At 64.1% G+C, this 25,947-nt stretch carries 26 protein-coding genes and 2 pseudogenes; 18 read left to right on the top strand and 10 right to left on the bottom strand.

The window, feature by feature from the left end; genetic code table 11:
* Positions 1–147: 147 nt before the first annotated feature.
* A complete protein-coding gene (locus IVB28_RS13320; RefSeq protein ID WP_247526671.1) occupies positions 148–921 on the bottom strand; it encodes an SDR family oxidoreductase in 774 nt (257 codons plus the stop codon).
* A 114-nt stretch (positions 922–1,035) separates the two neighbouring features.
* On the opposite strand from IVB28_RS13320, the gene IVB28_RS13315 reads away from it, so the two are divergent.
* The gene (locus IVB28_RS13315) at positions 1,036–1,503 is read left to right on the top strand and encodes a helix-turn-helix domain-containing protein (RefSeq protein ID WP_247526657.1); all 468 of its coding nucleotides are present in this window, start codon (positions 1,036–1,038) and stop codon (positions 1,501–1,503) included.
* A gap of 92 nt (positions 1,504–1,595) precedes the next feature.
* Entirely contained in the window at positions 1,596–2,150 is a 555-nt protein-coding gene (locus tag IVB28_RS13310; protein WP_247526656.1) for a flavodoxin family protein, read from the top strand.
* Positions 2,151–2,190: 40 nt separating this feature from the next.
* Here the strand turns inward: IVB28_RS13310 and IVB28_RS13305 are convergent, their stop codons facing one another.
* Positions 2,191–2,430 (bottom strand): hypothetical protein, encoded by a 240-nt coding sequence (locus tag IVB28_RS13305; RefSeq protein ID WP_247526654.1) that lies wholly within the window; start codon positions 2,428–2,430, stop codon positions 2,191–2,193.
* A gap of 227 nt (positions 2,431–2,657) precedes the next feature.
* Between IVB28_RS13305 and topA the strand changes: the two genes are divergently transcribed.
* The 7 genes from topA to IVB28_RS13270 all read left to right on the top strand — a co-directional run bounded on the left by topA (position 2,658) and on the right by IVB28_RS13270 (position 11,605).
* The gene (topA, locus tag IVB28_RS13300; RefSeq protein WP_247526653.1) at positions 2,658–5,408 is read left to right on the top strand and encodes a type I DNA topoisomerase; all 2,751 of its coding nucleotides are present in this window, start codon (positions 2,658–2,660) and stop codon (positions 5,406–5,408) included.
* Positions 5,409–5,415: 7 nt separating this feature from the next.
* A complete protein-coding gene (rnr, locus tag IVB28_RS13295; RefSeq protein WP_247526651.1) occupies positions 5,416–7,773 on the top strand; it encodes a ribonuclease R in 2,358 nt (785 codons plus the stop codon).
* Positions 7,767–8,207, top strand: coding sequence for a DUF983 domain-containing protein (locus IVB28_RS13290; protein WP_247526634.1), 441 nt, complete (start codon positions 7,767–7,769; stop codon positions 8,205–8,207). Before rnr ends, IVB28_RS13290 begins: the two co-directional genes overlap by 7 nt.
* 32 nt (positions 8,208–8,239) lie before the next feature.
* Positions 8,240–8,992, top strand: coding sequence for an NUDIX domain-containing protein (locus IVB28_RS13285; protein ID WP_247526633.1), 753 nt, complete (start codon positions 8,240–8,242; stop codon positions 8,990–8,992).
* Positions 8,993–9,147: 155 nt separating this feature from the next.
* On the top strand, positions 9,148–10,473 hold the full coding sequence (locus tag IVB28_RS13280; protein ID WP_247526632.1) for an LLM class flavin-dependent oxidoreductase: 1,326 nt from the start codon (positions 9,148–9,150) through the stop codon (positions 10,471–10,473).
* A gap of 124 nt (positions 10,474–10,597) precedes the next feature.
* Positions 10,598–10,765: a 50S ribosomal protein L33 gene (gene rpmG, locus IVB28_RS13275; protein ID WP_007603295.1), complete on the top strand. Its 168-nt coding sequence runs from the start codon at positions 10,598–10,600 to the stop codon at positions 10,763–10,765.
* A gap of 282 nt (positions 10,766–11,047) precedes the next feature.
* Positions 11,048–11,605 (top strand): hypothetical protein, encoded by a 558-nt coding sequence (locus tag IVB28_RS13270; protein WP_247526629.1) that lies wholly within the window; start codon positions 11,048–11,050, stop codon positions 11,603–11,605.
* 362 nt (positions 11,606–11,967) lie between these two features.
* On the opposite strand, the gene IVB28_RS13265 is transcribed toward IVB28_RS13270, so the two are convergent.
* On the bottom strand, positions 11,968–13,248 hold the full coding sequence (locus IVB28_RS13265) for an amidohydrolase/deacetylase family metallohydrolase (protein WP_247526627.1): 1,281 nt from the start codon (positions 13,246–13,248) through the stop codon (positions 11,968–11,970).
* A 253-nt stretch (positions 13,249–13,501) separates the two neighbouring features.
* Between IVB28_RS13265 and IVB28_RS13260 the strand changes: the two are divergent.
* Positions 13,502–13,749, top strand: a pseudogene (locus IVB28_RS13260) (tyrosine-type recombinase/integrase); the annotation flags it as partial.
* Between the two features lie 87 nt (positions 13,750–13,836).
* On the opposite strand, the gene IVB28_RS13255 reads toward IVB28_RS13260, so the two are convergent.
* The 3 genes from IVB28_RS13255 to IVB28_RS13245 form a co-directional block, all read right to left on the bottom strand.
* Positions 13,837–14,181, bottom strand: a complete 345-nt coding sequence (locus IVB28_RS13255) for a hypothetical protein (RefSeq protein ID WP_247526625.1) — start codon at positions 14,179–14,181, stop codon at positions 13,837–13,839.
* Positions 14,178–14,750: a chemotaxis protein CheB gene (locus IVB28_RS13250; protein ID WP_346730730.1), complete on the bottom strand. Its 573-nt coding sequence runs from the start codon at positions 14,748–14,750 to the stop codon at positions 14,178–14,180. Before IVB28_RS13250 ends, IVB28_RS13255 begins: the two co-directional genes overlap by 4 nt.
* A 166-nt stretch (positions 14,751–14,916) precedes the next feature.
* Complete coding sequence (locus IVB28_RS13245) at positions 14,917–16,155, bottom strand: MFS transporter (protein WP_247526616.1); 1,239 nt, start codon at positions 16,153–16,155, stop codon at positions 14,917–14,919.
* A 129-nt stretch (positions 16,156–16,284) separates the two neighbouring features.
* Between IVB28_RS13245 and IVB28_RS13240 the strand changes: the two genes are divergently transcribed.
* Positions 16,285–16,896 carry a TetR/AcrR family transcriptional regulator gene (locus IVB28_RS13240; protein ID WP_247526615.1) on the top strand — a complete coding sequence of 204 codons (612 nt, stop codon included), beginning with the start codon at positions 16,285–16,287 and terminating at the stop codon, positions 16,894–16,896.
* Positions 16,897–17,205: 309 nt separating this feature from the next.
* Here IVB28_RS13240 and IVB28_RS13235 read toward each other — a convergent pair whose 3' ends face one another.
* Positions 17,206–18,579 (bottom strand): PleD family two-component system response regulator, encoded by a 1,374-nt coding sequence (locus IVB28_RS13235; protein WP_247526614.1) that lies wholly within the window; start codon positions 18,577–18,579, stop codon positions 17,206–17,208.
* Positions 18,580–18,593: 14 nt separating this feature from the next.
* Complete coding sequence (locus IVB28_RS13230; protein ID WP_008130064.1) at positions 18,594–18,959, bottom strand: response regulator; 366 nt, start codon at positions 18,957–18,959, stop codon at positions 18,594–18,596.
* Positions 18,960–19,201: 242 nt separating this feature from the next.
* On the opposite strand from IVB28_RS13230, the gene IVB28_RS13225 reads away from it, so the two are divergent.
* From IVB28_RS13225 to IVB28_RS13215, 3 genes and pseudogenes are all read left to right on the top strand, one after another.
* A complete protein-coding gene (locus IVB28_RS13225; protein WP_247526613.1) occupies positions 19,202–19,513 on the top strand; it encodes a DUF3572 domain-containing protein in 312 nt (103 codons plus the stop codon).
* Entirely contained in the window at positions 19,510–20,799 is a 1,290-nt protein-coding gene (locus tag IVB28_RS13220) for a DNA polymerase IV (protein ID WP_247526612.1), read from the top strand. The genes IVB28_RS13225 and IVB28_RS13220 overlap by 4 nt, the downstream gene beginning before the upstream one ends.
* Positions 20,799–21,192, top strand: a pseudogene (locus tag IVB28_RS13215) (ACT domain-containing protein). Before IVB28_RS13220 ends, IVB28_RS13215 begins: the two are co-directional and overlap by 1 nt.
* A 69-nt stretch (positions 21,193–21,261) precedes the next feature.
* On the opposite strand, the gene IVB28_RS13210 reads toward IVB28_RS13215, so the two are convergent.
* The gene (locus IVB28_RS13210) at positions 21,262–21,663 is read right to left on the bottom strand and encodes a RidA family protein (protein ID WP_247526611.1); all 402 of its coding nucleotides are present in this window, start codon (positions 21,661–21,663) and stop codon (positions 21,262–21,264) included.
* A gap of 181 nt (positions 21,664–21,844) precedes the next feature.
* Complete coding sequence (locus IVB28_RS13205; RefSeq protein ID WP_247526610.1) at positions 21,845–22,690, bottom strand: cell envelope integrity EipB family protein; 846 nt, start codon at positions 22,688–22,690, stop codon at positions 21,845–21,847.
* A gap of 246 nt (positions 22,691–22,936) precedes the next feature.
* On the opposite strand from IVB28_RS13205, the gene IVB28_RS13200 reads away from it, so the two are divergent.
* Genes IVB28_RS13200 through IVB28_RS13185 form a run of 4 tightly spaced genes read left to right on the top strand, consistent with a single transcriptional unit; the run spans position 22,937 to position 25,946 of the window.
* Positions 22,937–23,404: a RidA family protein gene (locus tag IVB28_RS13200; protein WP_247526609.1), complete on the top strand. Its 468-nt coding sequence runs from the start codon at positions 22,937–22,939 to the stop codon at positions 23,402–23,404.
* Between the two features lie 5 nt (positions 23,405–23,409).
* On the top strand, positions 23,410–24,156 hold the full coding sequence (locus tag IVB28_RS13195; protein ID WP_247526608.1) for a glycerophosphodiester phosphodiesterase: 747 nt from the start codon (positions 23,410–23,412) through the stop codon (positions 24,154–24,156).
* Positions 24,157–24,210: 54 nt separating this feature from the next.
* The gene (locus IVB28_RS13190; protein WP_247526607.1) at positions 24,211–25,467 is read left to right on the top strand and encodes a GNAT family N-acetyltransferase; all 1,257 of its coding nucleotides are present in this window, start codon (positions 24,211–24,213) and stop codon (positions 25,465–25,467) included.
* 50 nt (positions 25,468–25,517) lie between these two features.
* Complete coding sequence (locus tag IVB28_RS13185; protein WP_247526606.1) at positions 25,518–25,946, top strand: HIT family protein; 429 nt, start codon at positions 25,518–25,520, stop codon at positions 25,944–25,946.
* Position 25,947 lies beyond the last annotated feature (1 nt).

Raw genomic sequence — 25,947 nt, 5'->3', positions numbered from 1 at the left:
GTGACCCCTGCCCGTAAAAGGGTCTTGCCAGCGCAAGCGAAGGTTCAACGCCTCACGCAAGGTTCAAGAAATACAGCTTGCGCAGTGCAGGAACCTGTCGGCGCAACCGCGCGGTCGCGCCGACTAGTTCGTTTTCACTTCACTTGATCAGCCGCGATAGATCGGTGCGCCGCTTGGAGAGGCAACCGCGCCGCCGTCCACGAAGATTTCCTGGCCCTGCACATGTGCGGAATCATCCGAAGCCAGGAACAGCACCGTCTTCGCAACGTGATCTGTTTCACCAATTCGGCCAAGCGGGGTCGTCAGCGCGATCCGCTTCTCGAACGCCTTCTCGGCTTCCGGTGTGGCGGTTGCTGCCCCCCAGATCGGCGTGCGGATCGCGCCGGGCGCGACCACATTGACGCGAATGCCGCGCGGCGACAGCTCCGAGGCCATGATCCGCGCCATCGCGCGCACGCCCGCCTTCGCGGCGCCGTAAGCCGAGTAGCCGGGAATCCCGAGCACTGAGATCACCGAGCCGTTGAGGATGATCGAGCCGTTGTCGTTGAGATAAGGCAGCGCGGACTGAACGGTGAAGAAGACGCTGGTGAGGTTGGTGCTGATGACCTTCTCGAACACGTCCAGCGTCGCCGAGCCGAGCGGCGTGCCGCCGGCGATGCCTGCATTGGCGAATACGATGTCGAACTTGCCGAACTTTTCGGCGCCCTTTTTGATCGCCGCTTCCGTCGCGGCGATGTCGGTAGCGTCGGCGGCGAGCGCGAGCGCGTTCGGCCCGAGCTCCTTCGCGGCGGCCTCCAGTCTCTCCTTGTTGCGTCCGGTGACCACCACCTTCGCGCCTTCGGCGACGAACAGCTTTGCGGTCGCAAGACCAATGCCGCTGTTGCCGCCGGTAATCAGGGCCGTCTTGTTCTTCAATCTCACGTTCGCCTCCAACGGTTGCATCATAAAACCAATTTGCCATCTAGGGCCTATGGTTTTATAATGCAACCACACAAGCGCGTGATGGGTTCTCGAGCGAACGCGAAAGACGAAGCAATGGTGAAACGAACGAGTTTCGAAGGCGATTCCTGCCCGGTCGCGCGAGCGCTGGAAGCGATCGGCGATTGGTGGTCGCTGCTGATTATCCGTGAGGCCCTGTCCGGCCAGCGCCGCTTCGGCGAGTTTCAGAGCAAGCTCGGCATGGCCAAGAACATCCTGGCGGCGCGGCTGCGCGCGCTGGTCGATCACGGCATACTGGCGACTGCCCCCGCCTCCGACGGCAGCGCGTATCAAGAGTATGTGCTGACGCCGAAGGGTCGCGGCACCTTCCCGATCCTGGTGGCGCTGCGGCAATGGAGTGAGGAGTTCGACAACCACCCGGAGGAGATCGCCACCATTCTGGTCGATCGCAAGAAGGGCCGCCCGGTACGCAAGCTCGAACTGCGCGCGGACGACGGCCGCCTGCTCACGCAGGCCGACACGACGCTCAAACTGCGGCCTGCACCGCGCCGCCGCTCGGCCTGACAGCGGCGCACTGCCACCACACTCGTCGTTGCGGGCCTTGTACAAAACATCGGCGAGGCCGAAGATGGTTGAACACCCGAAGCGGCGCCGCCATGCCCCTGCTCGCCATCGTCTATTTTTCCATTTCCGGCACCACCGAGCGGCTGGCGCATGCAATGGCGCGGGGAGCGGACGGTATGGCGGAGATCGCGTTTTGTCGGATCGTCGGCGACGACATCGTGTCAGGCCGCTTCCAGAATGAGAGCCTGTTGGAGTCGATCGACCGCGCCGGCGCGGTCGCGTTTGGCAGCCCGACCTATATGGGCGGGCCAGCGGCCCAATTCAAAGCCTTCGCAGACGCTTCAAGCGACCGATGGAGCAAGCAGCGATGGGCCAACAAGATCGCAGGCGGCTTCACGACCGGTGCCTGCGCGGGTGGCGACCAGCTCCACGCGCTGACCTACTTTTCTATTCTGGCCGCCCAGCACGGCATGCTCTGGTGCGGGCTCGACATTCCCGGGGGCGAGGACCCGAGCGATCGTAACCGGTTGGGTAGCCAACTAGGCCTGGCGACACACTTGGTCGACGGCACGTTGCCTCAGAGCGACGTCAGCACGGCCGAGTATCTCGGCCAGCGATTGGCCAAAATGGCACGCCGCAACGGCTAACCTCACCCGTCATTGCCGAGGTTGAAGGAGTGCCGCATCCTCACGACAGCTTGCGCTTGCTCCGCAGCCGCAGATGCTCGTCGGCCTCGAGCTTGGTCATCCCCAGGAGATGATGCAGCACGTCGAGCTTGTGGCGCTCGGCGAGCTTGCGCAGCGTCCCGACCTGCTCGGCGATGAAGGCGACGGCCTCGTCCGCCCCGCCCTCTCCCGGTTCCTCGTAACGCGAGCCTCCCGCCGCCCGCGATGCGGCGGCCGCCCGTTTCTTCCCTGGCCTAGCCACCAGCCCCTACCCGAATCCATGCCCCACAGAAACATTACGCCGGCATCGGCCGCAACTCAAAGGCGGTATTCTGCAACTTTCTCGATATGAAACTTTTCTCATCTAGGGGGCTTTCAACACCCTTCGATTTGACAGAGACGGCCTCACCACCCATGTTCGGGACGAAGCGGCCGACCCGAATCTCATCGAATTCGGCCCAGAATTTTCCCATAAGTTACTGGAACTACATGAATATCGTCATTGTGGAGTCGCCGGCGAAAGCCAAGACGATCAACAAGTATTTGGGCTCGTCCTACGAGGTTCTGGCCTCGTTCGGCCATGTCCGGGACTTGCCGGCGAAGAACGGCTCCGTCGATCCCGACGCCAATTTCAAGATGATCTGGGAGATCGATCCCAAGGCGGCTGGCCGGCTCAACGACATCGCAAAATCCCTGAAGGGCGCCGATCGCCTGATTCTCGCCACCGACCCTGATCGGGAGGGCGAGGCCATCTCCTGGCACGTGCTGGAGGTGCTGAAGGAAAAGCGCGCACTGAAGGACCATAAGATCGAGCGGGTGGTGTTCAACGCGATCACCAAGCAAGCGGTCTCGGACGCGATGAAGCATCCGCGCCAGATCGATGGCGCGCTCGTCGACGCCTATATGGCGCGCCGCGCGCTCGACTACCTCGTCGGCTTCACCCTCTCCCCCGTGCTGTGGCGCAAGCTGCCGGGCGCCCGCTCCGCCGGCCGCGTGCAGTCGGTGGCGCTGCGCCTTGTCTGCGACCGCGAGCTCGAGATCGAGAAGTTCGTCGCGCGTGAATATTGGTCGTTGGTCGCGACGCTGCTGACCCCGCGCGGCGATGCGTTCGAGGCCCGCCTCGTCGGCGCCGACGGCAAGAAGATCCAGCGCCTCGACATCGGCGCCGGCGCGGAAGCCGAAGACTTCAAGAAGGCCTTGGAGGCGGCGGCTTACGCCGTGACCTCGGTCGACGCCAAGCCGGCCCGGCGCAACCCGCAGGCGCCATTCACGACCTCGACGCTGCAGCAGGAAGCCAGCCGCAAATACGGCTTTGCGCCGGCGCACACGATGCGCATCGCCCAGCGCCTCTATGAGGGCATCGACATCGGCGGCGAGACCACCGGACTCATTACTTATATGCGTACCGACGGCGTGCAGATCGATCCGTCCGCCATCACCCAGGCGCGCAAGGTGATCGGCGAGGATTACGGCAACGCCTATGTGCCTGACGCCCCCCGCCAGTACCAGGCCAAGGCCAAGAACGCCCAGGAAGCCCACGAAGCAATCCGCCCGACCGACATGTCGCGCCGCCCCGACAGCATGAGCCGCAAGCTCGATGCCGATCAGGCGAAGCTCTACGAGCTGATCTGGAAGCGCACCATTGCGAGCCAGATGGAATCGGCCGAGCTGGAACGCACCACCGTCGACATCACGGCGAAGGCGGGCGGCCGCACGCTGGAGCTGCGCGCCACCGGCCAGGTCGTCAAGTTCGACGGCTTTCTTGCGCTCTACCAGGAAGGCCGCGACGACGAGGAAGACGAGGATTCCCGCCGCCTGCCCGCGATGAGCCCGAACGATGCGCTCAAGCGGCAGTCGCTTGCCGTCACCCAGCACTTCACCGAGCCGCCGCCGCGCTTCTCCGAGGCCTCGCTGGTCAAGCGCATGGAAGAACTCGGCATCGGCCGGCCCTCGACCTATGCCTCGATCCTCCAGGTGCTGAAGGACCGCGGCTACGTCAAGCTGGAGAAGAAGCGCCTGCACGGCGAGGACAAGGGCCGCGTCGTAGTCGCGTTCCTCGAGAGCTTCTTCGCCCGCTATGTCGAATACGATTTCACCGCCAATCTGGAAGAGCAGCTCGACCGCATCTCCAACAATGAGATCTCCTGGCAGCAGGTGCTGAAGGACTTCTGGACCGGCTTCATCGGCGCCGTCGACGAGATCAAGGACCTGCGTGTGGCGCAGGTGCTCGACGTCCTCGACGAGATGCTCGGACAGCACATCTATCCACCTCGGCCCGATGGCGGCGACATCAGGCAGTGCCCCAGCTGCGGCAATGGCCGCCTCAATCTGAAGGCCGGCAAGTTCGGCGCCTTCGTCGGCTGCTCGAACTATCCGGAGTGCCGCTACACCCGCCAGCTCGCCGCCGACGGCGAAGCCAGCGCCGACCGTTCGCTCGGCCAGGATCCCGATACGGGTCGCGATGTCTGGGTCAAGGCCGGCCGGTTCGGCCCCTACATCCAGCTCGGCGAGCAGAAGGACTATGAGGAAGGCGAGAAGCCGAAGCGCGCAGGCATTCCCAAGGGCACCTCGCCCGGTGATGTCGACCTCGAGCTCGCGCTGAAGCTGCTGTCGCTGCCGCGCGAGATCGGGAAGCACCCGGAAACCGGCCAGCCCATCACCGCCGGCCTCGGCCGCTTTGGGCCGTTCGTGAAGCATGAGAAGACCTATGCCAGCCTGGAAGCCGGCGACGAGGTCTTTGACATCGGCCTCAATCGCGCGGTGACGCTGATCGCGGAAAAGGTTGCCAAGGGCCCTAGCCGCCGTTTCGGCGCCGATCCCGGCAAGGCGATCGGCGACCATCCGACGCTCGGCACCGTCACCGTCAAGAGCGGCCGTTACGGCGCTTACGTCACGGCCGGCGGCGTCAACGCCACAATCCCCGCCGAGTTCGAAAAGGACACCGTCACGCTGCCGCAGGCGATCGCGCTGATCGACGAGCGCGCCGCCAAGGGCGGCGGCAAGACCAAGGCGAAGAAGGCGGCAAAGCCGGCCAAGGCCAAGAAGGCAGCGGCGAAGGCCACGGATGGCGAGGACGCCGCGCCAAAGCCGAAGAAGCCGGCCGCAAAGAAAGCTGCGGCCAAATCGAAAACCGAATCCACCAGCAAGGCGCGCGCAGCCGTGTCGTCGACGGCCAAAACGTCGCCGACCAAGGCCGCGAGCGCCAAAGCTCCGGCCAAGAAGAGCGCCGGCACGACCTAGAGGTTAAGTGAAACGCAAGAATGACCATGGCTTTCCCGACCGGAACGCCGTCGTCGCCTTCATCAAGGCACATCCAGGAAAGGTCGGGACTCGCGAAATTGCACGCGAGTTCGGGCTGAAGAACGCCGATCGCGCCGAGCTCAGGCGCATGCTGCGCGAACTCGCCGATGACGGCGTCGTCAAGAAGAAGCGCCACACGATCTCCGAGCCGGACAGCCTGCCGCCGACGCTGGTCGCCGACATCACCGGCCGCGACGCCGACGGCGAGCTGGTCGCCTCCCCCACCGAATGGGACGAGGTCGAAAGCGGCGAACCGCCAAAAATCCTGATCACGATGCCGCGCCGGCCAAAGCCCGGCACCACGGCCGGCGTTGGCGATCGCGCGCTGGTGCGCGTCGAGCGCTCCGATGAGACCGACGGCCCGGCCTATCGCGGCCACATCATCAAGGTCTTCGACAAGGCCAAGACCCGCATCCTCGGGGTGTTCCGCAGCCTTCCCGAAGGCGGCGGACGGCTGGTCCCGGTCGACAAGAAGTCCGCCGACCGCGAGCTCAACATTGCAGCAGCCGATACGCATGGCGCGCAGGACGGTGACCTCGTCAGCGTCGACATCGTCCGCACGCGCAGCTTTGGGCTGGCGTCTGGCCGGGTGAAAGAGAAGCTCGGCTCGGTCAAGTCGGAGAAGGCGATCAGCCTGATCGCGATTTACGCGCACGACATCCCGCTGCAATTCCGCCCCGCGGCAGAGCGCGAGGCCGAAGCAGCGGAGCCCGCCAGTTTGAAGGGTCGCGAGGACTGGCGTGACGTGCCGCTCGTCACCATCGATCCGCCGGATGCGAAAGACCACGACGACGCGGTGCACGCGCAGCCTGACGACGACCCCAACAACAAGGGCGGCTTCATCGTCAACGTCGCCATTGCCGATGTGAGCTTCTACGTCCGGCCCGGCACCGCGCTCGATCGCGACGCGCTCGACCGCGGCAACTCCGTGTATTTTCCCGACCGCGTTGTGCCGATGCTGCCCGAGCGCATCTCCAACGACCTCTGCTCGCTGGTGCCGGGCGAGCCGCGCGGCGCGCTCGCGGTGCGCATGGTGCTCGGCCCCGACGGCCGCAAGCGCTCGCATAGTTTCCACCGCATCCTGATGCGCTCGGCCGCGAAGCTGAGCTACGCGCAGGCGCAGGCTGCGATCGATGGGAGGCCGGACGACACCACCGGTCCCCTGCTCGATCCGATCCTGAGGCCGCTCTATGCCGCCTACGCCTGCGCCAAGCGCGCACGCGACGAGCGCGATCCGCTCAACCTTGATCTGCCGGAACGCAAGATCCTGCTGAAGAGCGACGGCACGGTCGACCGTGTCATCGTGCCTGAAAGGCTCGACGCGCACAAGCTGATCGAGGAGTTCATGATCCTCGCCAACGTCGCCGCGGCCGAGATGCTGGAGAAGAAATCGCTCCCGCTGATCTACCGCGTGCATGACGAGCCGACCTTGGAGAAGGTCCACGCGCTCGCGGAATTCCTGCAGACGCTCGACGTCCCCTTCGCGAAATCCGGCGCGCTGCGGCCCGCTCTTTTCAACCGCGTGCTGGCCCAGCAGGAAGGCCACGACCATTTTCCGCTGGTGAGCGAAGTCGTGCTGCGCGCGCAGGCGCAGGCTGAATACTCGTCGGAAAATTACGGTCATTTCGGCTTGAACCTGCGCCGCTACGCGCATTTCACCTCGCCGATCCGTCGCTATGCCGACCTCGTCGTGCACCGCGCGCTGGTCCGCGCGCTCGGCCTCGGCGAAGGCGCCCTGCCCGACAGCGAGACGCCGGAAAGCCTTGGCGAAGTCGCAGCGCACATCTCGATGACCGAGCGGCGCGCCATGAAGGCGGAGCGCGAGACCGTCGACCGCCTGATCGCCCATCACCTCGCAGACCGCATCGGCGCAAGCTTCCAGGGCCGCGTCTCCGGCGTCACGCGCGCTGGCCTGTTCGTCAAGCTTGCCGAGACCGGCGCCGACGGTCTGATCCCGATCAGATCCCTCGGCACGGAATATTTCAACTATGACGAGAGCCGGCACGCGCTGGTCGGCACGCGCAGCGGCACCATGCATCAGCTCGGTGACGTGGTCGATGTTCGTCTCATAGAAGCGGCCCCCATCGCGGGCGCGCTGCGCTTCGAGCTGCTGTCGTCGACCAGTGAAAGCGCGCCGCCCGGCCGCAGACCAACTGGCACACAACGCCGCCCCTCGTTCAAGGCGCACCCCGGACGCAGTCCGGATAAGAAACGCAAGCCGACAAAGCAGAAGTCCGGCAAGCCGAAGAAGGGCAAAGGAAAGAACAAGGGAAAAGGCGGAGGTAAAAAGGGCAAAGCGTGGTGACGATGAGCACGGCCCCAAAAATCTGGACGCGCGAGACGGGTCTTATCGAGAAGCGCGATCTCTGGACGGCGATGAAGCGCGGCTTTCGCGGCCGCTGCCCGCGCTGCGGCGAGGGAAAGCTGTTCCGCGCCTTCCTGAAGACCGCCGATGATTGCGCCAAATGCGACCTCGACTTCACGCCGCATCGTGCGGACGATCTGCCCGCCTATCTCGTCATCGTCATCGTCGGCCATATCGTGGTACCCGCCATCCTCTGGATCGAGACCAATTACACGACACCGGTCTGGATCAGCTTCGCGGCCTATCTGCCCTTCACCTTCGTGGCCTCGCTCGCGCTGCTGCAGCCGATGAAGGGAGCTGTGGTCGGCTTGCAATGGGCTCTGCGCATGCACGGGTTTGACGAGAACCCTCCGGATGGTATTCCGCCTGTATAAGCAAAATAAACAGGAACGGTCTGGGTGAGGACATGACGGATACGACGCACGTCGCGGAGAAGGCAAAGGTTCACGAGGAGAAGGAAGCCGATCACCATCCCTATTTCCGCCCGAGGGATGCGGCGACCCTGATCTTGGTCGATCGCAGCGGCGCCATTCCGAAGGTGCTCGTTGGCAAACGCCATGACAAGGTGGTGTTCATGCCCGGCAAGTTCGTCTTCCCCGGCGGGCGCGTCGACAAGGCCGACTACCGCGTGCCGTGTGCGGCGCCGATCACGGCAGAGTTGGAGGCCAATCTCGCCAAGGGCAGCCCGAAGACGCCGGCCTCACGCGCGAAGTCGCTCGCCATCGCCGCGATCCGCGAGGCTTGCGAGGAGACCGGTCTCTGCCTCGGCCGCAGAGCGGAGGGCAAGGCGCCGAAGCTCGATGGTCCCTGGAAGCCGTTTGCGGATGCAGGCCTGTTGCCCGATCCCTCCGGCCTGTTCCTGATTGCCCGCGCCATCACCCCGCCCGGCCGCGTCAAGCGCTTCGACACGCGCTTCTTCACCGCAGATGCCTCCGCGATCACCCACCGCGTCGACGGCGTGATCCACGCCGACGCCGAACTGGTCGAGCTGGTCTGGGTCGAGCTCGGCTCGAAGCCGCTCGCCGATCTGCATCCGATGACGCGCAACGTGCTCAACGAGCTCGACACCCGCCTCGCCACCGGCCCGCTCCGCCACGATGCACCGGTGCCGTTCTTCCATTTCTACGGCGGCAAGATGCAGAAGGATATTTTGAGCTGACTTGTCATTCCCGGCGCGCGCAGCGCGAGCCCGGAATGACGAGATTGTGCTGAGCTCACATCGAAAAACAAAATAATCTTCCCGCCTTCCCCGATGGCGGAGTTCCCGCGCATGCCTATGTCTTCCCGAGCGTCACCAAGAACGGACACCGGGCGATGGCACAACGGCAACTCAAGCTTGGCGCGTTCATGCGCCCGATCAGCATCCACACCGGCGCCTGGCGCTATCCCGGGGCCTGGCCTGACGCCAATTTCAACTTCTCGCACATCAAGCAGCTGATCCAGAAGCTCGAGGCCGGCAAGTTCGACGCCTTCTTCATGGCCGATCACCTCGCCGTGCTGAACATGCCGATCAACGCGCTCAAGCGCAGCCACACGGTGACCTCGTTCGAGCCGTTCACGCTGCTGTCGGCGCTCTCGGCGGTCACCGAGCGCATCGGCCTGATCGCGACCGGCTCGACCACGTTCGACGAGCCCTATCACGTCGCACGCCGCTTCGCTTCGCTCGACCATCTCAGCGGCGGCCGCGCGGGCTGGAACATCGTCACCACCTCGAACCCGGACGCGGCGCTGAATTTCGGTCTGGATGACCACATGGAGCACGCCGAGCGCTACAAGCGGGCCCGCGAGTTCTACGACGTCGTCACGGGCCTATGGGATTCCTTCGCCGACGACGCATTCGTGCGCGATGTCGAAAGCGGCGTGTTCGTCGATCCCGCGAAGATGCATGTACTCGACCACCAGGGCAAATATCTGAAGGTGCGCGGCCCCCTCAACATCGCCCGTCCGGTGCAAGGCTGGCCGCTGATCGTGCAGGCCGGCGCGTCGGAAGACGGCAGGCAGCTCGCGGCTGAAACCGCGGAAGCCGTGTTCACCGGCGGCGGCAGCCTCGCCGATAGCCAAAAGCTTTATGCCGACATAAAGGGCCGCATGGAGAAGATCGGCCGCGACCCCGAGCACCTCAAGATCCTCCCCGGCGCCTTCGTCGTGGTCGGCGACAGCGTCGACGAGGCCAAGGAGAAGCGCGCGCTGCTCGACAGCCGCGTGCATTACGACAGCGCCATCGCCTCGCTCTCCGTCGTTCTCGGCACCGATGCCTCGGGCTTCGATCCCGATGGGCCCCTGCCCGAGATTCCCGAGACCAATGCCAGCAAGAGCGGCCGCCAACGGATGGTCGACCTCGCCAAGCGCGACAAGCTCACCGTGCGTCAGCTCGCCCAGCGCGTCGGCGGCTATGGCGGGCTGTCCTTTGTCGGCACGGCCAAAACCATTGCCGACCAGATGGAGGAATGGCTGGTCGGGCGCGGCTCCGACGGCTTCAACATCATGTTCCCGTTCCTGCCCGCCGGCCTCGATGATTTCGTCGACAAGGTGGTGCCGGAGTTGCAGCGCCGCGGGATTTTCCGCAAGGAGTATGAAGGTGCCACTCTGAGAGAGAATCTGGGCCTGCCGCGGCCGAAAAACCGGTTCTTCGAGGCCTAATGGGCCCGTTTCGGGTGGTTTTTGGGGTCTAAAACCTTGACATCAAGCGGTTTCTGGCTAGGTTGCCGGCCAACGCGGGCCGTTTGGCCGGCTCCAGATTCCCTTCATTCCTGAGGTTCTGAACATGGCCAAAGCGGTCACCATCAAGGTCAAGCTCGTGTCCTCGGCCGACACCGGCTTCTACTACGTCGCCAAGAAGAATTCGCGCACCATGACCGACAAGCTGGTCAAGAAGAAGTACGATCCGGTCGCGCGCAAGCACGTCGAATTCCGCGAAGCCAAGATCAAGTAAGATCGCGGCAAGCGTTGTAGAGTTTGCGGGGCCCTTGCGGGCCCCGTTTTTGTTTTTGGCTCCGCTCGTGTCCCCGGACGCGGTGCAGCGTGCAACGCTGCTCCGCAGAGCCGGGGCCCAAAGCGACGCGGCGACGCGGCGACGCGATCCACATTCGCCTGACTGCGACGTCGATGCCGAGTCATCGAGCAGACGTCACTTCAACCCTCGGTTGCTCCATCCCAAATGTGTGTTAGCGTGCACTACCGGGGGCATTTCCGCCCGGCATTGAAGGACATGGTCATGAGATTGTCATCAAGCCTTGTCGTGCCTTCAACCATCGCTGCCTTGTCGACCATTTTGCTGTGCACCTCGGCAGCATCGCAAATCCCGACAGGCTCCGCTGCCACGCTTCCCCCCATCACGGTCGATGCGGCAAAACCGGTGGCGAAACCGCATGCGCCGCAGCGCGCGGCAAGCACCGGCACATCGCGCCGGACTCCGGCGGCTCGAACGACGTCGACGGCCGCCCGAACGCCGTCCTATGCGCCGGGCTCAGCAATGGCGAGGCTTGCCAGCCTGGAGAAAGTCGCTAGCAGCTGCAACGGTGGCTGTGCATCAAGCTTTTCAAATGGCAAGGAGCCCTGGGTTGGATGCAGCCTGTCGGGCGGCAACATAGACTACGGACCTTTCTCGCCAACCTGCCGAGACACCATCACCCACAAATCCTTCCTCGATTGCGTCGAGACCAGAACGTTCCTAGGCGACAACCGAAACAAGGCGCACTGGTTGTGCAGCAGCCTGGCCGCCGGCAACAGGTTCAAGGTCGCCGATCTCAAGCGGTCAGGACGCACGCGTTAGCCCATACCGTCGGCCGACTTCCTGGCTATTTGAACTTGGGCCGGGCTGTTGGCCAATGCCGGTCGCGGATCGCCGGACCTCGTCCGGCGGTTGCGGCAAGCACGCCGACCTACGCAAAGCCAATCATCAAGCAAGATGGCGCACGGCGTTGAAGAGCTTGGCGGGGCCGCTGCGATCAATTTGCTGAAATGCAGCGCTTTTGACGGCGAACGCCGTGAGCGACAGATCCCCCGATCAGCTCCCGCATTGGCGCGGCGGCAGCCGGCCCCCGCGCCGCTCGGTGCTGGCTCGCGGGCTTCGCCTTCCGCGATCCGTCCACGGTCAGGGTGAACGTCGCCGCGTCCTAGCTGCTTTCTACCGCGTCATCTCACCGCGAACGGCGCCTGATAGGGCCGGCCGAAGGGGACCCCGTTGATGACGGTCTGGAACGGCTTGAGATAGGCCTTCCCTTCCCTCTTGTTGTTGCGGGTGTCAAGGAAGCTGACCGGCCCCTCCACCAGCTCCATGATGGCGACGTCGCCGGGCGCACCGACCTGCAAAGTGCCGATCTTCGGCGCGCGATTGATGATTTTCGCCGGGGCGGTGGTGGCCATCGCGACCACCTGCTCCAGCGTAAAGCCGAGCGTCATGAACTTGCTCATCACGTTGGGCAGGAACGGAATGCCTGGCGAATTACCGGAGAAGACATGGATGTCGGAGGAGATCGTGTCCGGCGTGCATCCGCCGGGAATCGCCACCTCCGCCACGGTGAAATCGAAACTGCCGCCGCCGTGACCGACGTCAAACATGACGCCGCGCTGCTTGGCAGCCAGAGCCGCAGGCAGCAGCTTGCCGTCTTGAACGATATTGGTGAAGACGTTCGTCATGTTCGGCGCGCCCGAATAGGCATGCGTCAGCACGTCGCCCGGGCGGAGCAAGTCGAGAATTTGCGACATCAGCTCCTTGGACTCGACGCCGCCGATATGCACCATCATCTTGGCCGGCCAGCCGCACATCTCGCAAGCCTGGATGCCGCGCTTCAGCGGCTCGAGCCCGTGCTTATAGATCACGTTCTCCGACATCCGCACTTTGACCCCGAGCAGGAAATCGGCGTTCTCGGCGAGCGCCATCGCGCAGGCTTCGGTCTGTGCGACGTCGATATTGTAAAGCTCGGCGGCCGGGAACGCCGAAAGTCCGTTATTGGCGATATGGACGAAGGCGTACATCCGCGCCCTTGTCTGGGCCACGATGAACCGGCGCAACGCCGCCAGATTGTTGACCCCGGCATCGCCCGCCGAGACGACGGTTGTCGTAGCCTGGAATTGCACGAGCTCGTCCGCGGGAATGCCGATTGCCGAGCCGTAGGGATAGACGTGACTATGCAGATCGATGAGACCGGGCATCACGAGCTTGCCCGACGCGTCGATGCTCTTCAGCGTGCGCTCGGCAGGAATCGTCTCCTGTACCGTCTCAATGACGCCCCAGCGGATACCGATATCGCGTCTGGCGCGCAGCGACTGGCTGGGGTCGAGAACCTCACCGCCGCGGATCACCAGATCGTATTTGTCGTTCGGCCCCATCGCGGCTTGCACCGGTGAGGCGAGGCCGACGGCGGCCACTGATGTCGAAAGTGCCAGGAAATCGCGGCGTGACAACGCGGACATGATGATCCCCCCTGTGCTTTTTTTGTTCGCGCTTCGACGAGTTGCTTCGCCTTCGGCGTCAACGCAGAGCTTAGAACGAATGCAGTGCCAAAGCCAGTTCGCTCGATGATCCGATCCTGTGGCCGCCTACGCGGCTGGCCGGAACGATCCCTATTGGGGCCGCATGAGCCGCACCGCGGACGGGCAACGATTCCGCTTGGGTCAAATTGCGACCTTTGGTCCATCGAATTGGACCTAAAGTACCGGCCGTCGAGGGCGCGGGGGCAGCCTGACCACTCGGCAATATGCGCGTCAATTATCGGGCTGGCTGGCCGGTATAGGGTTGGATCCTCACCTGTTTGGAACGCATTCGCTCCGTCGAACAAAAGCGACCCTTATCTATCGGCGCACGGGCAACCTGCGAGCCGTGCAGCTGCTTCTGGGACACACCAACAGTACCGCCGATACCTGGGAATTGAAGTGGCCGATGCGCTTGCAATAGCAGAGCAAGTCGACGTCTGAACTAAGTGCGCAGAGCGGACATACTCTGCCCCTTTCTTGCAGCCGGCTTCGGGCCATCAGCGGACATGGTCTCGGGTGAAAGCGAATCTACAATTCGGCAGGAATGGGCAGCCAAGAAGACTCCAGTAGCTTCTTCATTTCCCTAGCCCGTTCATCTGCTTCCGCGATCATTTTGATTGCTGTCTCGCGGTGTATAAGGCCACTTTGTTCAAGCTGGCGGCAAAGTTCAGCTCGCTCCTTCATGCCCACCATCACCGCTGAAAGCGAAACCTCCAGCCGCTTCAATTGAGACTCCATCATAGTCTCGGGTGAGAGCTTGTGGCCGATGTGGCACTCGAAATGAGGCGCCGGCTCTGCGATCATGGGAAACAACGCGCCCCCGCACTCGGGGCAGGTGATGGTATATGGCCTTTGCATGTTGTAGCCGGTCATCGTCGGGCCTCAACACAGGATTCTATCGCTCCCGGAATTTCTCTTATTGAAGCGACACGAGTCGGTGTCATCCGTTTCAGAGCTGCTTCCGGCATGTCAGGCACAAGCGCATCTGTGGGGTTCTGGACAATGGTCTGGCCACCTTGACTCTGGATAGCGATGAGCCCGCTCACACCGTCATCCAGCCGGCCACTAAGAAGGATACCGATGACGCCTCGACCATGACTTCCCGCAACAGACCTGAACATCGGGTCTATCGCGGGACGGGACCAATTCTCGGTCGGGCCGTGGCTCAGCTTGAGCCGGTCCCCCAGCGTGCAGAGGTGATAATCGGGCGGGGCTATGTAGATGTGATTGGGCACCATCAGGCTGTCATTGCGCGCGTGCGAAACCGCGAGTTCGGAATGCCGCTGCAGCACTTGCGGCAAGGAAGAACCCCTGCGCCCGATATGGCTCGTGATGAGAATGCTCGCACGCCACATAAGATCGAACTTTTGAACTAGCCTGATCAGCGCCTCCACGCCACCCTGAGAACAGCCAATCGCTATGATGATGTTTTGGTCAGGCACACAGAACAAGCTTAGGAACAATGAAAGGTTCCCGTGATCGCCCCCAGGGGCCGATCAAGAGCCTGGAACGTCTGCTTTGAGTCAGAAGCGGCCGATCACGACCGGGCGACGCGGCGTCCGCTGTAAGGTCCCAAGCGGACGCTCAGAAGCGCGCACCCTCCCCGCCTTACGCCGTCCCCAACACCGGCGCCGGCGGCTGCGACGGTCTGATCAGCGCGAACGCGACCTGCACGATGCCGCCGGCCAGACCCAGCGCCACGCCGATGCGCCAGGCCATGGTGTAGGAGCCGAGCGCGTCATAGAGCACCCCGCCTCCGTAGGCGCCGAGGAAGCTGCCGATCTGGTGGCTCATGAACGCAAGGCCCTGGATCATCGCCTGCCAGCGCAGGCCGAACATCTCGGCGACCGCGCCGGCGACCAGCGGGCCGACGCCCATCCACAAAAAGCCCATGATCGCCCCAAACAGCAGTGTCGAGAACGGCGTCGCCGGCAGCATGAAGTACCAGGCGAGCGCGAGCGAGCGCAGGACGTAGATGCCGCCGAGCAGCACCAGCTTGTTCCAGCGCTGGCCGGCCCAGCCGAAGAACAGCGAGCCCAGCACGTTGAAGCCGCCGATCATGCCGAGCGTCTGCGCGCTCAGCATCGGATCGAGACCGCAGATCGCCAGATAGGACGGCAGATGCGTGGTGAGGAACACCAGCTGCATGCCGCAGACGAGATAGGCGCAGGTCATCACGACGAATGACGCGTTGCCGAACGCGGTTTTTGCCGCGGTCATCGCCGTAGCATCGGCGATCTCGTCGGCCGCCGGCTTCGGCAGCGGCACCTGATCGACGCGACCGGCATACCACGCCGCCGGAATCATCAGCACCGACATGACGACGAAGCCGGCGAGCCCGACGCGCCAGCCAAATCCTTCGTTGAGCATCTGTCCGATCGGCGCTGACAGCAGCGCGCCGAGCGAGCCCGCGCCGGAAACGATGCCGAGCACGGTGGAGCGCACCGTCGCAGGGACCGCGCGCGCGGCCACCGACATCGCGATCGCCGCCGCGGTACAGGCCAGCGACGTCCCGATCAACACGCCGGCCCCAATCATGATGCTGACGAGCCCGTTCGCGGTCGCCATCAGAATGAGACCGAGGATGTACATCAGCGATCCCACGATCATGATGGGACGGAAGCCGTAGCGCACCGTCATCGCGCCGGCGAGCGGCTGGAGAAAGCCCCAGGCGAGGTTTTGCACCGCGAGCGCCAGCGTGAAGTCCGAGATCGAAAGGTGGATGTCATGCGTCAGCGGCTGCATGAAGATGCCGAGCGACTGCCGCAGCCCCATGCTCAGCGTCAGCATGATCGAGGCGCCGATCAGGATGGGCAATGTCGGACGCAGGACCTGCAGCAGGGGCATTTTCTTCTCCCTCGTGGGCACGGCGCGAAGACCGTCGTCTGCTTTTGCCGTTGATTTTGGTTACACAGACCTGTGTACATAGGCTATGAATGGCAGGTGCTGTCAAGCGAACAGGACGGTTTCCGCTGCATGGCTCCCCCGCCCACCCCACAGTCGATGAAAGAGCGGATCCTTCAGACCGCTGACAAGCTGTTCTATCTGCAGGGCATTCGCGCGATCGGCGTCGACACCATCGCGGCCGAGATCGGCATCTCCAAGCGCACGCTCTACAACCACTTCCCCTCCAAGGACGCGCTGATCACCGCCTATCTGGAACGCCGCTTCGTCGCTCAGCGTCCCTCCGACAAGCCCCCCGCCGAGCAGATCCTCGCCACCTTCGATTCGCTGGAGCGGCGGTTTGCAGCAAAGGATTTTCGCGGCTGCCCGTTCGTGAATGCGGTCGCCGAGCTCGGTCCTGCGGACCGCGCCGTGAAGAAGATCGCGGTCGCCTTCAAGGAAAGCCGCCGCCTCTGGTTTCGCGACCGGCTGAACGAGCTCGGCGTTACGAACGCGGAAGCGCTTGCAACGCAGCTCGTGCTGCTGGTCGACGGCTCGATCGCACAGGACCTCGTCCGCGATGACCCCGCGATGGCGCGGGCCGCGAAGGAGGCGGCGACAGTGCTGCTGCGCAATGCCGGCGTGGATGTGGGGGATGCGAAGCCGGTGGGGGCTACGACCGGGCGCAAACCCACGCCGCCGTAATAGCTACCGCCATCGTTCGCTGTCCCCACCCGCCTTCTGCGCATGGCGCACGGCGGGCGGGTGATCCAGTATGCCAGAGACAGTTGTTGGATACGGAGAAGCCGCGGCGTACTGGATTCCCCGCCTTCGCGGGAATGACAGCAGAGTTCGTGGACGTTCGGGATGCTAGCAGGATGCTCCTGTTTTGGCCGACGAGTCAAACGGCGTTGTGGTCTGCACCAACCGCTTTGGCCCCGACGTAAGCTGTTGATTCCGTTAGCGCCGGCTACTGTGCATGGGGTTGTTTTCGCAATTTTGCGTAGCCGGCCCTCACGCCGCGTGCGACACCACCCGATTTCGCCCATCATGCTTGGCACGATACAGCGCGGTGTCGGCGCGCTTGAGGACGTCGCCGACTGCCTCGCCCTTCTGCTCCAGCGTGGTCAGGCCAATCGAGATCGTGACCTCGATGCGCTTGGCGCCCTTGTGGATCGCGAACGTCTCGCCCGCGATCGAGCGGCGCAGGCGCTCGGCGACCATGCCGGCGACGTGGAGATCGGTCTCCGGCATCACGATGACGAATTCCTCGCCGCCGTAGCGGCAGGCAAGGTCAATGCCGCGGATCGACTTGCGCACCCGCACCGCGAATTCGCGCAGCACGTCGTCACCGGCGTCGTGGCCGTAATTGTCGTTGATCGACTTGAAGAAGTCGATGTCCAGGATCATCAGCGCCAGCGGCTTGCCGCGGCTCGCGGCCTGCTCGGCGAGGGTCGCCAGATGGCTCTCCATGTAGCGGCGGTTGTGCAGGCCGGTGAGCGCATCGGTGATCGCCATCTCGATCGAGTTCTGCACGTTGTCGCGCAAATGATCGGTGTAGCGGCGGCGGCGGATCTGGGTGCGGGCGCGCGCCAGAAGCTCGATCTTGTCGATCGGACGCAGCAGGTAGTCGTTGACGCCGATCTCGAGGCCGCGGAGCAGCCGCGTCGAATTCTCGGGGTCGGCGATCGCCAGGATCGGCACATGGCGCGTGCGCTCCAGCGAGCGCGCCTGGCTGCAGAGCCTCAGGCCGTCGAAATTGTTGAGGTCGAGCGAGACGATCAGGAGGTCGTAGTTGCCCTCGGCGGCGTGGAACAGCGCCTCCGTCGGGTTCGGCTCGACGTCGATGGTGTGCTCGGCGGCGAGGATCGTCGCCAGCCGCTCGTAGGAGGACTGACGGTCGTCGACCAGCAGCATGCGGCCGCCCTTTCCGGTGTCGGCCACGGCGCTGCGCTCGGGCGCCTGCATGCCGATCTCGAGCGAGGTGATGGCGCGCATGCGCAGTTCGTCCGTCATCATCTTCAGCCGCGTCAGCGAACGCACGCGGGCGATCAGCACGACGTCGGACACCGGCTTGGTCAGGAAATCATCGGCGCCAGCCTCGAGCCCGCGATTGCGGTCGGAGGGACTGTCGAGCGCCGTCACCATGACGACGGGAATGTGGTGCGTCGTCGGATCGGTCTTGAGGCGGCGGCAGACTTCGAAACCGTCCATATCCGGCATCATCACGTCGAGCAGGATGATGTCGCATTCAGCACGATGACAGATCGCCAGCGCTTCTGCGCCATTCGAGGCGGTCATCACGTCGAAATATTCGGCGGAAAGGCGGGCCTCTAAGAGCTTGACGTTGGCAGGGACGTCATCGACGACCAGGATACGCGCGGACACTGTGAACTCACTTCCTATCCGATGAAACGCCGGACCGTCTCGATGAATTTGCCGACCGAGATCGGCTTGGACAAATAGGCCTCGCAGCCGCCCTCGCGGATGCGCTCTTCGTCGCCCTTCATGGCGAACGCCGTGACCGCGACGACGGGAATACTGCGCAGCTCCGGATCGTCCTTGATCCAGCGCGTCACCTCCAGGCCCGAGACCTGCGGCAGCTGGATATCCATCAGCACGAGGTCGGGCCGCATCTTGCGAACGAGGTCGAGCGCCTCGTAGCCGTTGCTGGTGCCGGAGGTCTGGTAGCCGTGCGCCTCCAACAGGTCGCGGAAGAGCTTCATGTTGAGCTCGTTGTCTTCCACGATCAGGACGGTCTTAGCCATCCCGCCCTCCTGATTGGTCCGAAGGACCCATACATGTGACGCCTCAGGCGCCGCTCGCCGGCGCTTCGAAAACTGGATTCAAACTAGCCTCAGATTCGCTTGAGTTTCGTTAAACCCGAGGGGCGACTTTCTGCGATGTGGTTTCCAGTTGCTTGCCTGGGGTCGGAAGACTTACGGACGAGACTCGGGCATGATGACTCCAAAGTAGACACCGAAAGTTAACGGAAAGGCAAACCGCCCCCTTGAAAAAGCCTGTTCACAACCCTCGCGAAGTCGCTGAAATCGTTGCAATTCAGGCTCTGTCCTTCGTCGCGAGCGAGCCCGAGCGGCTGGGCCTGTTTCTGGCCGAGACGGGGGTCGGTCCTGAGACCCTGCGCAATGCCGCTGCGGACCCCAATTTCCTGCTCAGCGTCCTCGACTTCGTGCTGCGCGATGACGCCACTGCGAAGGCCTTTGCCAGCTCCGCGGAGCTGCACCCGACCAACGTTGCCGCAGCGCGGCAGGTCCTCGGCGACGCGCTCGGCGACCGCTCCTGGGAGCGCGAGGTGCCGTGACCAGCCCCGACCCGGCCGGGCCCCGCTGCTTCTGCCGGGATTGTCTGGCCGATCTGGACATGGGTGTGCGGCGCTGCTCGGCCTGCGGTTCCCCTCGCCTCGTGCGCCACCGGGCGCTGTCTACGCTGAACATCGCGCATATCGACTGCGACGCCTTCTACGCGACAGTCGAGAAGCGGGATAACCCCGATATCGCCGACAAGCCCGTCATCATCGGCGGCGGCAAGCGCGGCGTGGTGTCGGCCGCCTGCTATATCGCGCGCACCTATGGCGTGCGCTCCGCGATGCCGATGTTCAAGGCGTTGGACGCCTGTCCGCATGCGACCGTAATCCCGCCGGATATGGCGAAGTACGTCCGCGTCGGCCGCGAGGTGCGCCAGGCCATGCAGGCGCTGACGCCGCAGGTGGAGCCGCTCTCGATCGACGAGGCCTTCCTCGACCTCTCCGGCACGGAACGGGTGCACGGCATGATCCCGGCAAAGGTGCTGGCGCGCTTTGCCCGCGACGTCGAGCGCAACATCGGCATCTCCGTCTCGGTCGGCCTGTCCTGCAACAAGTTTTTGGCCAAGATCGCCTCCGACCTCGACAAGCCGCGCGGCTTTGCCACGCTCGACCGGGAGGAAGCACTGACGATGCTGGCGGATAAGCCGGTCGGCTTCATCTTTGGCGTCGGCCCGGCTACGCAGGAGCGCCTCGTGCAGCGCGGCTTCCGCATCATCGCGGATCTGCAGAAGGCCGACGAGATCGAGATGATGCGGCAGTTTCCGAGCGACGGCCGCAGGCTGTGGCGGCTCGCGCGCGGCATCGACGACCGCCGCGTCGAGCCTGATCGGGGCGCCAAGACGATTTCCAGCGAAACCACCTTCGAGGCCGATATCCGCGACTTCGCGACGCTGGAGAAGATCTTGTGGCGGCTGTGCGAAAAGACGTCGTCGCGGCTCAAGAGCGGCGAGCTCGCCGGCTCGACCGTCACGCTGAAGCTGAAGACGGCCGATTTCCGCCAGCGCACCCGTTCGCAGTCCATCGCCGCCCCGACCCAGCTCGCCGCCAAGATCTTTGCGATCTGTCGCGAGATGCTGGCGAAAGAGATCGACGGCACCGCCTTCCGCCTGATGGGCGCCGGCGTCAGTGCACTGCGCGACGGCTCGGTCCGCGACGACACCGACATGCTCGACCGCCGTGCCGCCCACGCCGAACGCGCGGTGGACAGCTTGCGCAAAAAATTTGGCAGCGCCGCCGTGATCCGCGGCATCGCGTATGAAGGACCTCAGAAGGCGCAGGAGTGATGACGGGTGAACGCGACCTCGCCACTCTCTTGGGAAAGCTGAAGCCGGACATTCGGCCCGGCATCTTCGTCTTTTGCACGATCCCGGCAAGTGAGACGATTCCTACGGGACTCAATCCGCTGCTGACGTTTCGCGAGCAGGAAGGCAACACGCTCGTGATCCCCCGCGAAGCGGCCGAAGCGGCAGGCTTGCGCTACGAATGTGCCTCGCGCCTGATCACTCTGACGATCCACTCCGCACTCGATGCGGTAGGCTTTCTGGCGGCCGTCACCTCACGTCTTGCCGAACGGCATCAGCGTGAACGCCGTGTCGGGCTTCTATCACGATCACCTGTTTGTGCCGGCGGAAAGGGCCGACGAGGCAATGGCGGTCCTGAAGGCGAGCTCCGCGTAGGACGGGTCAAGCTCCTTCCGTGCAACAGAAGGATGGGTTTCGCTTCGCTCTACCCATCCTACAGTCACCTCAATCCGCGACCGCCACCGCCTCGATCTCAATCAGCCATTCCGGCGCGGCCAGAGCGGAAACGCCGACGAGCGTAGATGCGGGCGGCTCCATGCCTTCGAAAAAGGCGGAGCGGGCCTTGCCGATGAGGGGGCGCAGCTCCGGCTTGTAGTTCACGACGAAGGTCGTGATCTTGACGATGTTGGCGTAGCTCGCGCCCGCCGCCTTCAACGCATGCCCGAGATTTTGCATCACCTGCGTCGTCTGTGCAGCAATATCGCCCTCGCCGACGATGCGCCCCTCTTCATCCACCGACACCTGGCCGGAGATGTAGATGGTCCGCGCACCGGTCGCCGTCACGACGTGGGAATAAGCGGGGTTGTGATGCAGGCCGCTGGGGCGAAGATGATCGAGCTTGGGCATGGTTGCCTCCCGGAGGTTTTGTCCTTGGGTGGGAGCGTAGCCGTACAGCGCGCTAAGGGCTAGCCCGCAACATCTCTTTCGTCATTGCGAGGAGCAAAGCGACGAAGCAATCAAGACTGCCACCGTGGGAATAGTCTGAATTGCTTCGCTTCGCTCGCAATGACGAGAGAAAGAAAAACCCTCAATTACAGGGCTTGCTGTCCTTGACGTCGAACTTGCCCATCGCGCCCGAAATCACGAAATCGTTGTAATCGAGCACGAGCTGGCGCGAGACGCCGTTCTCGTAAAGCTCGAACGCCATCGCGTAGACCGGCGTCTGCTCGCCCTCTTTCTGCTGGGCGTCGCGGTCGAAATAGCTGACGGTGACCGGCCAGCGCTTGAGCGATTTCATGTGCTCGTCGGAGGTTGACGGATCCGGCGAGCCGGCGCGGTCAGGGGGGATCGGCTGGCCGATCACAGTCAGCGTGTTGTAGACCTTCTGGCCGTCGTCGGAGCCGTCATAGACGGAGAGCTCGAGCAGCGACTTGCCTTCGTTGGCTGCCGCGATGATGCGCTGGATCTGCTCGGTCGGAAACACGATCTTGCCGTCGAGGGTGAAACTCTTCGGCGCCGGCAGCTTCAGCTTGACGTTGATGTGGTCGCCGTCGCGCTCGGCCGAGCCGTCGACCCGGCCGGCATCCGCCTCATTCATGCGCGTCTCGATCTTGAAGCGGTAGCTCTTGCCGGCCGCGTCCTCCCAGGAATTGGAACGGAGGTCGCTGAGCGTGACCTTGCCCTCGCCGCTGTCGAGCTCGGACACCTGGCGGAATTCGGAGGTATAGCCCTCGCACGAACTTCCGGTGAAGTTGTAGAGGATGCGGCCACGCGCGCTGTTGACGGAGTTGGAGCGCGATTTCACGAGACTGAGGTCATAGAGCGCTTGGTGCGCCAGAAACGGACCGTTAGCGGCGTGGGCCCCGCCGCCGGGACCGAACGCGGCCGCCGCGAACGCTATCACACCGAGCGAAGTCCGGAAAAGGTGCACCATGTCTGTTCCTTGGAAGCGCAGATCCTTGGGAAGCGCAGATTCGACATTTTAGTGGCCGTTCCATTGCGTCGCAACTGAGGCGGCTTCACGTAAAGTTGCGGCCCGTGCGTCGAACCTGCCGTCCGACCTCAACAAAATGCAGCCCCTTCCGGTTGCTTGCATGTGGCGGCCCGATGGGCGAAACAGGGCGCGCCCGGCGCCTTGCGGACGTGCCGGGGCGAATGTTTTCTGGACACGAGGTCGGACATGGCGGGCACGGTCGAGCAAAAGCTGGCGGAACAGGGCATCAACCTGCACGAGGCCCCCACCCCCGTCGCCAATTACGTCCCGTTCGTGCGCACCGGTCATCTGCTGTTCGTCTCCGGCCAAGTCTGTTTCGACCCCGCCGGCAAGCTGATCGCCAAGGGCAAGCTGGGTGCCGGCGTCTCGATCGAGGACGGCGCGGCGGCCGCACGCGGCTGCGCGGTCAACCTGCTTGCCCAGGTCAAGGCGGCGCTCGGCGATCTCGACAAGGTGGTGCGCGTGGTGCGCCTCGGCGGCTTCATCAACTCGGCCCCGGACTTCCTGGACGGGCCGAAGGTGCTCAACGGTGCCTCCGATCTGATGGTCGCGGCCTTCGGCGACAAGGGCCGCCATGCCCGCACCACCGTCGGGGTCGCCTCGCTGCCCGCCGATGCGGCGGTCGAGGTCGACGGCGTGTTCGAGGTCGCCTGACGCGCATGCGCGCTCCTGATTGGCTGACAGCCCGGCCGGTCGCCCATCGCGGCCTGCATGACATCTCTCGCGGCATCGTCGAGAACATGCCGGGCGCGGTGCAGGCTGCAATCGCAGGCAATTTCGCGATCGAGGTCGATATCCAGCTCTCCGCCGACGGCGAGGCCATGGTGCATCACGACCATGCCCTCGGCCGCCTCACCGAGGCGACCGGCGAGGTGGTCGAGAGGACCGCGGCGGAGTTGAAGGCGATCAGGTTCAAGGACACCCCTGAGCGGATGATGTCGCTCAGCGACCTCTGCGCTCTCGTCGCCGGCCGCGTGCCGCTGGTGATCGAGGTCAAGAGCCTTTTTGACGGCGACCGCAAGCTGGTGAAGCGGATGACCGAGGTGCTGGCATCCTATGACGGCCCCGCCGTCGGCATGTCGTTCGATCCCGACCAGGTGCTGGCGCTGCGCGAGCTGTTGCCCTCCCGTCCGCGGGGCATTGTGGCGCAGCGGACCTATGAAGACGACTACTGGGCCAAACTGAGCCAGGCGCAGCGCGACAGCATGCTGCATCTGCGCCACGGCTTTCAGACCCAACCCCACTTCGTCGCCTTCAGGATCGACGACCTGCCGACCCCCGCCCCCTGGATCGCCCGCAACGTCTTCGGCTGCGCCCTGCTCGGCTGGACCGTGCGCACGACCGAGCAGCGAACACGGGTCGCGCAACATGCGGATCAGATGATCTTCGAGGGCTTCGTGCCGTAGGCTTGATGTTTCCCACTCTTGAAGTCGCTGCTGCAATGCACGATCTTGGCCAAGATGGCATCATCCGACGTTACCCTTGAGGCCGTACCGTCCATTGGCGAGGTATCGCCAGAGGATTGGGACGCCTGCGCCAATCCCGGCAAGGCCTTCACCGAGAAGGCCTGCAACGGGCATGATCCGGGAACCTCATCCGACGTTCCAGGCGATTCCCTCGGCCTCTCAAGACCCGCCTATAACCCGTTCGTCTCGCACGCATTTCTGTCGGCCGTCGAGACATCGGGTTCGGCGACCATCCGCACCGGCTGGGGCCCGCGGCATCTCGTGGCCAAGCTCGATGGCCGCGTCGCCGGCGTCGTGCCCTGCTATCTGAAATCGCATTCCCAAGGAGAGTACGTCTTCGACCGCGGCTGGGCGGATGCCTATGAGCGCGCCGGCGGGCGCTATTATCCAAAGCTCCAGGTCTCGGTTCCCTTCACACCGGCAACCGGGCCGCGGCTGCTGGTCCGCGACGGCGTCGATCGCGAACGCATCATGGAAGCGCTGGCGAGCGGGCTGGTGGCGCTGTGCGGCGACAGCAAGGCATCCTCTGTGCACGTCACCTTCGCGCGCGAGGCCGAATGGAAACTGCTCGCCGAGCACGGCTTCCTTCAGCGCACCGACCAGCAGTTCCATTGGCACAACGAAGGCTTTGCGAGCTTCGACGACTTCCTGGCGACGCTGAATTCACGCCACCGCAAGTCGATCAAGCGCGAGCGGCGCGATGCGCTTGCCGCAGGGACCACCATCCACTGGCTCACAGGCAAGGACATCACCGAGGACGCCTGGGATGCTTTCTTCATGTTCTACATGGAGACCGGCTCGCGCAAATGGGGGCGCCCGTATTTAACACGCGAGTTCTTCTCCCTGATCGGCGAGACCATGAGCGAGGACGTGCTGCTGGTGATGGCCCGCCGCAACGCTCGATGGATCGCGGGCGCGATCAACTTCATCGGCGCGGACACGCTGTTCGGCCGCAACTGGGGCGCGGTCGAGCATCATCCTTTTCTGCATTTCGAGGTCTGCTATTACCAGGCGATCGATTTCGCGATCAGTCGCGGCCTGAAGCATGTCGAGGCCGGCGCGCAAGGCGAGCACAAGATCGCGCGTGGCTACCTGCCGCGCACCACGCATTCGGCTCACTTCATCGCCGATCCCGGCCTGCGCCGCGCCATCGACGATTATCTCAAGCGAGAGCGCGCCTATGTCGCGGAAGCCGGACGGGAGCTCGCCGAGCTCGGCCCGTTTCGCAAAGGCATCGACGAGGCGCCTTGACGCCTCGCCGTGGCTGGTGACAGTAAGCGCAAAATCCTGAGGGAGCCGTCATGACCGCCTACGACACCAATAATATCTTCGCGAAGATTCTGCGCGGCGAGCTGCCCTGCGCCAAGGTCTACGAGAACGAGCACGTCTTCGCGTTCCTCGACATCATGCCGCGCGTGCCTGGCCACACGTTGGTGATCCCGAAGGCCCCTGCCCGCAACATTCTCGACATCAAGCCCGACGATTACGCCCATGTCGCCCGCGGCGCGCACAAGATCGCGGCCGCCGCAATGAAGGCCTTCAACGCCGACGGCATCACGGTGCAGCAGTTCAACGAGGCCGCCGGCGGACAGGTGGTGTTTCACCTGCACATGCACGTGATGCCGCGCCACGATGGCGTGGCGATGCTGCCGCCCGCCAGCCGCAAGGAAGACGCCAAGGTGCTGGAAGAGAATGCGGCGAAGCTGATCGCGGCGTTGAAGGCGGGGTAGA

The sequence above is a fragment of the Bradyrhizobium sp. 199 genome (assembly GCF_023073355.1).
Lineage (GTDB): Bacteria > Pseudomonadota > Alphaproteobacteria > Rhizobiales > Xanthobacteraceae > Bradyrhizobium.
Note: the sequence above shows the minus strand (reverse complement) of the source record. Positions and strands in the feature narration are given on the sequence as shown.